At 69.9% G+C, this 9496-nt stretch carries 13 protein-coding genes; 11 read left to right on the top strand and 2 right to left on the bottom strand.

The window, feature by feature from the left end; all coding sequences use genetic code 11:
- From fliH to fliR, 11 genes are all read left to right on the top strand, one after another.
- The coding region (gene fliH / locus D3H34_RS07650; protein ID WP_147400407.1) for a flagellar assembly protein FliH at nt 1-560 on the top strand (560 nt) is incomplete at its 5' end.
- Nucleotides 561-564: 4 nt separating this feature from the next.
- Nucleotides 565-1992: a flagellar protein export ATPase FliI gene (fliI, locus tag D3H34_RS07645; RefSeq protein ID WP_119552837.1), complete on the top strand. Its 1428-nt coding sequence runs from the start codon at nt 565-567 to the stop codon at nt 1990-1992.
- Nucleotides 1989-2447 (top strand): flagellar export protein FliJ, encoded by a 459-nt coding sequence (fliJ, locus tag D3H34_RS07640; protein WP_119552836.1) that lies wholly within the window; start codon nt 1989-1991, stop codon nt 2445-2447. Before fliI ends, fliJ begins: the two co-directional genes overlap by 4 nt.
- A 19-nt stretch (nt 2448-2466) precedes the next feature.
- The gene (locus tag D3H34_RS34640) at nt 2467-3795 is read left to right on the top strand and encodes a flagellar hook-length control protein FliK (protein ID WP_286185514.1); all 1329 of its coding nucleotides are present in this window, start codon (nt 2467-2469) and stop codon (nt 3793-3795) included.
- Nucleotides 3796-3921: 126 nt separating this feature from the next.
- The gene (gene fliL / locus D3H34_RS07625) at nt 3922-4437 is read left to right on the top strand and encodes a flagellar basal body-associated protein FliL (RefSeq protein WP_119552834.1); all 516 of its coding nucleotides are present in this window, start codon (nt 3922-3924) and stop codon (nt 4435-4437) included.
- A gap of 33 nt (nt 4438-4470) precedes the next feature.
- The gene (fliM, locus tag D3H34_RS07620; RefSeq protein ID WP_119552833.1) at nt 4471-5472 is read left to right on the top strand and encodes a flagellar motor switch protein FliM; all 1002 of its coding nucleotides are present in this window, start codon (nt 4471-4473) and stop codon (nt 5470-5472) included.
- Entirely contained in the window at nt 5465-5896 is a 432-nt protein-coding gene (fliN, locus tag D3H34_RS07615; RefSeq protein ID WP_119552832.1) for a flagellar motor switch protein FliN, read from the top strand. Before fliM ends, fliN begins: the two co-directional genes overlap by 8 nt.
- Nucleotides 5893-6375, top strand: a complete 483-nt coding sequence (fliO, locus tag D3H34_RS07610) for a flagellar biosynthetic protein FliO (protein ID WP_119552831.1) — start codon at nt 5893-5895, stop codon at nt 6373-6375. The genes fliN and fliO overlap by 4 nt, the downstream gene beginning before the upstream one ends.
- Entirely contained in the window at nt 6372-7130 is a 759-nt protein-coding gene (gene fliP / locus D3H34_RS07605; RefSeq protein WP_119552830.1) for a flagellar type III secretion system pore protein FliP, read from the top strand. Before fliO ends, fliP begins: the two co-directional genes overlap by 4 nt.
- Nucleotides 7127-7396, top strand: a complete 270-nt coding sequence (gene fliQ, locus D3H34_RS07600) for a flagellar biosynthesis protein FliQ (RefSeq protein WP_099792007.1) — start codon at nt 7127-7129, stop codon at nt 7394-7396. Before fliP ends, fliQ begins: the two co-directional genes overlap by 4 nt.
- Nucleotides 7393-8190, top strand: a complete 798-nt coding sequence (gene fliR / locus D3H34_RS07595; RefSeq protein WP_119552829.1) for a flagellar biosynthetic protein FliR — start codon at nt 7393-7395, stop codon at nt 8188-8190. Before fliQ ends, fliR begins: the two co-directional genes overlap by 4 nt.
- A 20-nt stretch (nt 8191-8210) precedes the next feature.
- Here the strand turns inward: fliR and D3H34_RS07590 are convergent, their stop codons facing one another.
- Nucleotides 8211-8774, bottom strand: coding sequence for a hypothetical protein (locus D3H34_RS07590; protein ID WP_119552828.1), 564 nt, complete (start codon nt 8772-8774; stop codon nt 8211-8213).
- Between the two features lie 79 nt (nt 8775-8853).
- A complete protein-coding gene (locus D3H34_RS07585; RefSeq protein WP_167481147.1) occupies nt 8854-9495 on the bottom strand; it encodes an RNA polymerase sigma factor in 642 nt (213 codons plus the stop codon).
- Nucleotide 9496: the final 1 nt, after the last annotated feature.

The following is a 9496-nucleotide window of genomic DNA, read 5'->3' as shown; positions in this document are numbered from 1 at the left end:
CCCCCAAGGTCGACCTCGCCGAACTGGCCCGCATCCGCAAGGAAGCCCGCGCCGCAGGCGAAGCCGAGGGCCGCGCCGCCGGGCTGGCCGAAGGCCGCCAGGTCGGCCACACCGAAGGACTGGCCACCGGCCTTGCGGCGGCCAGCGTGCACGCCGAACGCCTGCGCGCGCTGGCCCGCTCGCTGCCCGAGGCCCTGCGCGGCGCCGAGGCCGAACTGGCCGACGCCGTGCTCGCGCTCGCGCTCGACGTGGCGCGCCAGGTGGTGCACCGCACCTACCAGGCCGAGCCCGAATGGGTGCTGCCGCTGGTGCGCGACCTGCTGCATGCCGAACCCGCGCTGCGCGGCGAACCACGACTGCTGCTGCACCCCGACGACATCGCGCTGGTGAAGAACAGCCTGGGCGACGAAATTGAAGCCGCCGGCTGGCAACTGCGCGCCGACGACAGCCTGGCACGCGGCGGCTGCCGTGTGCAGTCGGCCCACGGCGAGCTGGACGCCGGCCTGCCCACGCGCTGGGAGCGCGTGAGCGCGGCACTGCAGGGCCACGGGGCGTCCTGACGCGATGCAGACCACGGCCACCAACCCGCATCTGCAGAGCGTGCGCGCCGTGCTCGACCAGGCGCGCACCGACGTGGCCCGTTGCACGACCACCACCGCCTCGGGGCGCCTCACACGCGCCGTCGGCCTCGTGCTCGAAGCCGTGGGCCTGCAGCTGCCCGTGGGCAGCGACTGCCTCATCGAACTGCCGCCCGGCCATCCGCAGCGCCATGCCGAGGCCGAGGTGGTGGGCTTCGCGGGCGATCGTCTCTTCCTGATGTCGCAGACCGAAGTGGCGGGCCTGCTGCCCGGCGCGCGCGTGTTCGCGCGGCCCGGCCTGCGCGATCCCCACGCTGCCGGCGATGCACATACCAAGCGCCTGCCCGTGGGCGAAGGCATGCTCGGCCGCGTGGTCGATGCGGCGGGCCGTCCGCTCGATGGCCTGGGCCCGCTCGACGCGGCGCGCCAGGTGCCGCTCGCGGCGCCGCCGATCAACCCGCTGTCGCGCGCGGCCATCGACTCGGTGCTCGACGTGGGCGTGCGCGCCATCAACGCGATGCTCACCGTCGGGCGCGGCCAGCGCATGGGCCTGTTCGCCGGCTCGGGCGTGGGCAAGAGCGTGCTGCTGGGCATGATGGCCCGCTACACCAGCGCCGAAGTGATCGTGGTCGGCCTCATCGGCGAACGCGGGCGCGAGGTGAAGGACTTCATCGAGAACACGCTGGGCGAGGAAGGCCTGGCCCGCGCCGTGGTGGTGGCCGCGCCGGCCGACAACTCGCCGCTGCTGCGCCTGCAGGGCGCGGCCTACGCCACCTGCCTGGCCGAATACTTCCGCGACCAGGGCAAGGACGTGCTGCTCATCATGGATTCGCTCACGCGCTATGCGATGGCGCAGCGCGAGATCGCGCTGGCCGTGGGCGAACCGCCCGCCACCAAGGGCTACCCGCCCTCGGTGTTCGCACGGCTGCCGGCACTGGTGGAGCGTGCCGGCAACGGTGCACGCGACGCGCAAGGGCGCGGCGGATCGATCACTGCCTTCTACACCGTGCTGTCCGAAGGCGACGACCAGCAGGACCCGATCGCCGATTCGGCGCGCGCCATCCTCGACGGCCACGTCGTGCTCTCGCGCACGCTGGCCGAGGCGGGGCACTACCCGGCCATCGACATCGAGGCCTCGATCAGCCGCGCGATGACCGCGCTGATTCCGCCCACGCAGTTCGACACCGTGCGCCGCTTCAAGCAGATGCTGTCGCGCTACCAGCGCAACCGCGACCTGATCAGCGTGGGCGCCTACGCGCCGGGGCACGACCTGCAGCTGGACCAGGCGATCGCGATGTACCCGCGCATCGAGGCCTTTCTGCAGCAGTCGATGCATGAACGCACCGGCTACGACGAGGCCATTGCCCACATGGACAGCCTGTTCACCCCCTCATCTCCGTCAGGACGCCCATGAGCAGCAGCAAGCTCCCCCTCGGCATGCTCATCGACCTGGCGCAGAACCAGACCGACGATGCCGCGCGCCGCCTGGGCGCCTTGCAAAGCGCGCACCTGAGTGCGCAGCAGAAGCTGGAGCTGCTGCTGCAGTACCGGCAGGACTACCACGCGCAGCTCGACACGCTGATGCGCGGCGGCCTGCCGTCGTCGCAGTGGCGCAACTACCGCAACTTCCTCGGCACGCTCGACCATGCGATCGCGCAGCAGCGCGCCATCGCCGAACAGGCCGGGCACCGCCTCGACCGGGGCCGCACCGACTGGCAGCGCGAGAAGCGCCGCCTCAGCTCGTTCGACACGCTGGCCGAGCGCGTGCGCGCGCAGGAGCTGATGGCGCAGGCCAAGCGCGAACAGCGCGACAGCGACGAACGCGCGGCCCGCCAGTTCTTCGACCGCGCCTCGCACCCGACCCACTGAATCTCTTCCAGGAACCGACATGCCTCCCATGATCCCGCCGTCCGTCACGCCTGCCGCCACCTCGCTGGTGGCGCAGGCCGGCGCACGCGGCCGCAGCGCCGACGAGGCACAGGGCCGCGCATTCGGTGCCGCGCTTGAACGCTCGCGCGCGAGCCAGGTGGCGAAGACGCCGGATGACGCGAACACCGACAACGCGGTGACGGATGCCAAGCCGCGCAAGGAAGAGCTCGTCGACGCCCTGCGGGACGCACAGCCTGCAGAACCGAACCTCGCCTTTCTTGCCGCGGCCGTGGCGCCGCTGCAGGCTCAGACGCTCGCGGGCCGTGCGGCCACGCAGGACGGCGGTGCGCCGGGCACCGCAGTGATGACCACTACGCCCGATGCGCAAGGCGCCCTGCCTGCAGGCACGGTCCGCGTGAGCAGCGATGCCACAGCCGAACCCGAACCGGCTCTCGCGGCTGACGCAGCTTCCGGGCAGACCGCAACCGCCGCTGCACAAAGCGCGGTGCCTGAAGCTGACACAGCAGCACCTTCTCTGTACGAGATCGTGCGCGCCGCCGTGGCCGCACAGCCGGTGGCCGTCGACGCCGCGAAGCCAGCTTCGACGCCCGCAGGTCCGCCCGTCGGCACCGCCGCACCGGGCCGCGCGGGTGCACCGCGCACCGTGAGCACGACCACCACCGAACAACTCGCAGCCGCGGCGCAAGCCCGGCCCGCCGACGGCGCCAAGCCCGCAGCAGCAGAGGCCGCCCCCGTCACCGCAGTGCCGACCGCAACCTCCGGCGACGACACGGCAACCCCGTCCTTCGCGTTGCAGCAACCCGCAGCCACCACCACCGAGCGCACGACCGAGAGCCCCGTCGCACGCGCCCCCCTGCATACGCTCGCCCCCGAAGTCGGCAGCGAGAAATGGGCACCGGCACTCGGCCAGCAGCTCGCACGCATGAGCCTCACCGGCACGCACACGGCCGAGCTGAACCTCAACCCCGCCGGCCTCGGCCCGCTGAAGGTCACGCTGTCGATCGGCGATCACCAGGCGCAGGCCGCGTTCGTGTCGGCCCACGAGAGCGTGCGCAAGGCCGTCGAGGCCGCACTGCCGCAGCTGCGCACCAGCCTGTTGGAGCAAGGCATCACGCTAGGCCAGACCTCCGTCGGCGCGGACACGCGCGCCCCCTTCGGGCAGGATGCGGCGTTCGCGCAGCAACAGCAGCAACAACACCAGCGGCAAGGCGCGTGGCGATCGCAGGGCATGACCACTGCTGCCGACATCGCCCGCACAACAGCCGCAGCGCCCGCCCGCTCCGCCACGGCCCCACGCAACAACTCCGGCGTCGACACCTTCGCCTGACCGAGGCCGCGCGTGCCTGCCCGCCTCCCGCAATGAACGGATGTGAAGCGCCTTTGTGCGCTTGTTCGGCCGTTCGTTCGCGGGGGACTTCGCAAAGAATAGATCGGACCCGTCCACCGTTTCACCATGGCTACCTCTTCTCCCGCCGCGACCGCGGCTGCGTCGGTCGCGACCGACCCGCCGGCTCCGCGCCGTACCTCGAAACTGCTGATCGGGCTCGTGGCCGCCCTCGGCCTGGCCGCGGCCGGCGCTGCCGCGTATGTCTTCGTCGCGCCCCGCTTCACCGATGCCGCCGCTGCAGAGACGGCCAAGGCGCCGGTGCCCGAGAAGCCCATCTTCGTCCTGCTGGAGCCGCTCACCGTCAACCTGCAGTCCGAAGGCCGCTCGCGCTTCCTGCAGATCGGCATGGCGCTCAAGGTGCGCGACGAGCGGGCCAAGGCGCAGATCGTCGAGTTCATGCCCGAGCTGCGCAGCCGCCTGCTGGTGCTGCTGTCGAACCGCGCACCCGAATCGCTCGTCACCTCGGAAGACAAGGCACGGCTGGCCGCGGAGATCCACAGCGCGCTGAATGCACCGCTGGCCGACGGGCTGCCCGAGCTGGGCATCGCGAGCGTGTCCTTCAATTCCTTCGTCGTGCAGTGATGACGACGGCGCACGCTTTCGGACCCCTGATCCATGGCGTATGAACAGGTGCTTTCCCAGGACGAGGTCGATGCGCTGCTGCAGGGCGTCACCGGGGGCGACCTCGACCAGGCCGCCGCGCCCGCGCTGCCGCCCGACGGCCTGCCGGCCTACGACCTCGGCGCGCCCGACCGCGTGGTGCGCAACCGCATGCACACGCTGGAGGTCATCAATGACCGCTTTGCGCGCGGCCTGCGCGGCGCGCTGCTGAACTTCATGCGTCGCAGCCCCGACATCTCGGTGGGGCCGGTGCAGATCCAGCAGTTCGGCGAGTTCGTGCGGCACCTGCCGGTGCCCGCGAACATCAACATGATCCACATGAAGCCGCTGCGCGGCACCGCGCTCTTCGTGTTCGATCCGAAGCTGGTGTTCCTCGTGGTGGACAACCTCTTCGGCAGCGACGGGCGCTACCACGTGCGCGTGGAAGGGCGTGACTTCACGCGCACCGAGCAGCGCATCATCAAGCGCCTGCTCGACCTGTCGCTGCAGTGCTACGGCGACGCGTGGCAGCCGGTGTTTCCGCTCGATTTCGACTACGTGCGCGCCGAGATGCACGGCAAGCTCGCCAACATCGTCGCGCCCAACGAGGTGGTGATCAACACCACGCTGCAGATCGAGTTCGGCCCCATCGGCGGCTTCCTGCATGTGTGCCTGCCCTATTCGATGATCGAGCCGATCCGCGACCTGCTGTCCAACCCGATCCAGGACGAGGTCGAGGTCGACAAGCGCTGGGTCACGCAGATGTCGCGCCAGATGCAGGCGGCCGACGTCGAACTCACCGCCGACTTCGTGACCATGCCCTCGACGCTGGGCGAGGTCATGAAGCTGCGCGTGGGCGACGTGATTCCCATCGAGCTGCCCGAGACCGTGGTCGCCAAGGTCGGCGGCGTGCCGGTGATGGCCTGCGGCTACGGCACCTCCAACGAGCGCTACGCCCTGCGCGTGCAACACATGATCTCTCACCAAGACAGCGATTCGAAGAACGACCATGACTGACAACACCCCCGCCGCCAGCGACGCGGACGACTGGGCCAGCGCACTGGCCGAGCAGACCGCCGCCAGCGCCCCCGTGTCCGAGCCGACCGTGGCCCCGGCCGCCGCACAGGTCTTCCAGCAGATCCAGGACACACCGGCCGCGTCGGCCGCCACCACGCCCGTGGACATCGCGCGCGTGCTCGACGTGCCGGTGCAGCTCACCGCCGAGATCGGCCGCACGCGCATCACCATCAAGAACCTGCTGCAGCTGTCGCAGGGCTCGGTGGTGGAACTCGACGGCCTGGCCGGCCAGCCGCTGGACGTGCTGATCAACGGCTACCTCATCGCGCAGGGTGAGGTCGTGGTGGTGAACGAGAAGTACGGCATCCGCCTGACCGACATCGTCACGCCCTCCGAGCGCATGCAGAAGCTCGCGCGCGCATGAGCCTGGCGCGGCTGGCTTCGTCGATCGCGCGCGGAACCGCGCTGCTGGCGCTGGGCCTTCATGCGGCGCACGCCGCGCTGCCCACCGTGCCCACGCCGGCGCGCGAAGCGGCGGCCCCCTCCGCGGTCGGCGGCGCGGGCCTGCTGCAGGCGGGCTTCGGCATGGCGACGGTGGTCGGGCTGATCTTCCTGTGCGCATGGCTCGCGCGGCGCTTCGGCCTGCAGCGGCTGGGCGGCGGCCAGGTGGTGAAGGTGGTCTCGACGGCCATGGTCGGCCCGCGCGAGCGCGTGGTAGTGGTGGAAGTCGGCGACCAGTGGCTGGTGCTCGGCGTCACCGGCAGCCAGGTCAACACGCTGCACACGCTGCCTGCGCAAGCGGCGCCTGCGACCACCGCACCTGCGCCTGCGCAGAACCCGATGGGCCTGTTCGCCCAGAAGCTGCGCGAGTCCCTCGCCGGCAAGGCCCGCACCACGTCATGACGAACGCAGCCTTGCGCCGCAGCCTGCGCACCGCCTTGCTGCTGCTCGCCGCCACGCTGCCCGCCGCCGCGTGGACGCAGGGCCTGCCCGGTCTCACCAGCACGCCGGGGCCCGGCGGCAGCCAGACCTGGTCGCTGAGCGTGCAGACGCTGGTGCTGCTGACCTCGCTCACCTTCCTGCCCGCGCTGCTGCTGTCGATGACCAGCTTCACGCGCATCCTCATCGTGCTGGGCCTGCTGCGCACCGCCATCGGCACGCAGACCTCGCCGCCCAACCAGATCCTGGTGGGGCTGTCGCTCTTTCTCACCTTCTTCGTGATGTCGCCGGTGTTCGACAAGGCCTACACCGACGCCTACGTTCCCTTCTCCGAAAGCAAGCTCAGCGCCGAGAAGGCGCTGGAGCGCGGCATCGCTCCCTTCAAGACCTTCATGCTGCGCCAGACGCGCGAGAGCGACCTGGCTCTGTTCGCGCGCCTGGCCAAGGCGCCCGAGATGCAGGGGCCGGAAGACGTGCCGCTGCGCATCCTGCTGCCGGCCTTCGTGATCAGCGAGCTGAAGACCGCGTTCCAGATCGGCTTCACCATCTTCATTCCCTTTCTCATCATCGACCTCGTGGTGGCGAGCGTGCTGATGTCGATGGGCATGATGATGGTGCCGCCCGCGTCCATCGCGCTGCCCTTCAAGCTGATGCTGTTCGTGCTGGCCGACGGCTGGCAGCTGCTCATCGGCGCCCTCTCGCAGAGTTTCTATCTATGACGCCCGAAGCCGTCATGACCATGGGCCACCGGGCCATGGAAATCTCGCTGCTGCTGGGCGCACCGCTCCTGCTCGTGGCGCTGGTGATCGGCCTGGTGGTCAGCATCTTCCAGGCGGCCACGCAGATCAACGAGGCCACGCTGTCCTTCATTCCCAAGCTGCTCGCGGTGTTCGCGACGCTGGTCATCGCCGGGCCGTGGATGCTCGACCGCATGCTCGACTACATGCGCGCCCTGTTCGCCAGCATCCCGCAGATGCTGGCGTGACGCCCTCGGTCTTCTCCGTCACCTCGGGCCAGCTCGAGGCCTGGCTGGTGGCCTTCCTGTGGCCCTTCGTGCGCATGCTGGCCATGGTGGCCGCGGCGCCGGTGTTCGGCGAACCGTGGGCACCGCGCCAGGTGAAGGTGGGCATCGCCGCCGTGCTGGCACTGGTGCTCTCGCCCACGATCGGGCCGCTGCCGTCGGTGCCCGTGGTGTCGGCGGGCGGCCTGTGGATTCTGGTGCAGCAGGTGTTGATCGGCGCCGCCCTGGGCTTCTCGATGCGCCTCGTGTTCACCGCCGTGCTGGCCGCGGGCGAATACATCGGCCTGCAGATGGGCCTGTCGTTCGCGTCCTTCTTCGACCCCATGAGCCACGGCAGCACGATGGTGGTGTCGCGGCTGCTGAACATGCTGGCGATGCTGATCTTCATGGCACTGGACGGCCACCTGCTCATGCTGGAAGCACTGGCCGCGAGCTTTCACACGCTGCCCATCGCCGACGCGCCGCTGGCCGCCGGCGGCTGGATGTTCCTGGTGCTGGCGGCCGGCGACATCTTCGCGAGCGGCCTGCTGCTGGCGCTGCCGCTCATCACTGCGCTGCTCACGCTCAACCTGGCCATGGGCATCCTGAACCGCGCCTCGCCGCAGTTCAGCATCTTCGCGGTGGGCTTTCCGCTCACGCTGCTGGCGGGCCTGGTGATGCTTCAGCTGCTGATGCCACACCTGGCGGCGTTCCTGGAGCCGCGCTTCGCGCAATCGCTGGCGAACATGCTGCGGTTCACGCAGGGCCTGCGGCCCTGAGTCCCCCCGGGAAGCCAGCCTCAGTTGGCCGGCCGCGGGTCCTGGTCCGAGATGGACAGGTCGACCGGCACCCGCGTCTCGCGCGTGAGGTTGCCGGGCATCTCGAACACCAGCGTGATGTGACCCTTGACGCGCTCGAAGCTCTTGTCCAGCTTCACCTGCACGCCGCGCTGGCTGCTCAGGACGTTGTCGTAGGTCCAGAGCGCGAAGTCCTGCAGCGACGAAGCGCCGGAGCTGTCCTTCATCAGCAGCTTTTCGTTCTTCTCGTTGATGAGCTCGTAGTCCTTGACCCTGTAGGTGACGAACTCGGCGATGTCGTCGTTCCTGTTGACGATGTGGCCGTTGCGCTTGTACTCGTCGAGCTTGGCCTTGGGCAGCGGGTAGTAGGTCAGCAGGTCGAACGCCTTCGCCGGCTTCTTCCGGGCCAGCGTCAGGTCGGCGTTGATGACCTGCACATGAGCGCCCAGATGCGCGAGCAAGGCCCGCGCTTCGTCGGCCGAATGCGGAAAGCGTGGTGCGGCGTGGGTTGGCCAGGCGAGCAGAGCCAACAGGGCGGACAGGATCAGTGGCAGCAGTTTCTTCATCGATGAGTTCGCGCGAGGTGCAGATGGCGCATGCACGGCATCCCGGCATGATGACGCCATTGTCACGAGCACGCGGGATTCATCGGTCCGGGCGTGGCGCGCCGGCGCGCATCGGGGCGACGACGTTCTCCTGCCAGCGCCGGGAAAGGCCACGCCGGGGCGAAGAAGGGACTTCCGCCCTCACGGTGTGGCCGGACGCATGCGCGCAATGGTCCAGGGCCTGGCGTAGTGCCGTGTCCACCCTGCGCAGGGAGATGCAATGCCGGTCCGCCACGTCCTGGCGGGTCATCTCCTCGATGCGCAGTGCGACGAGCACCGAGCGATGCCGATGCGGCAGCCGCTGCATGGCCCGTTCGACGGCCTCCACCGCCGAGCGCGCCTCGGCGATGGCATCCGGGCCAGGCGCATGGTCGACCAGGAACTCGAGGGCCGTGTCCAGCTCGGCCGTGTACTGCCAGGGTCGATCGCTGCGCAGGCGATCCATGGCCAGGTTGCGCGCCGTTTGATAGACATAGGCCCCGGGACTGCGCACAGGCTCCGAGGGTGTCATGTCGCCCAGGCGCAGCCAGGCGTCGTGCAGGCACTCGCTGGCCTCGTCGGAACAGCCGAGATCGCGGGCCAGGCGGCGATGCAGGTACTGGTAGTTCGCCGTCAGGAACGCCCGCAGCACGACGCCGGGAAGCTCACCGTTGCCCACGAGACCGAACTCGACCGGGGACATC

The sequence above is a fragment of the Acidovorax cavernicola genome, assembly GCF_003581445.1.
This window is presented reverse-complemented; position numbering and strand designations above follow the sequence as displayed.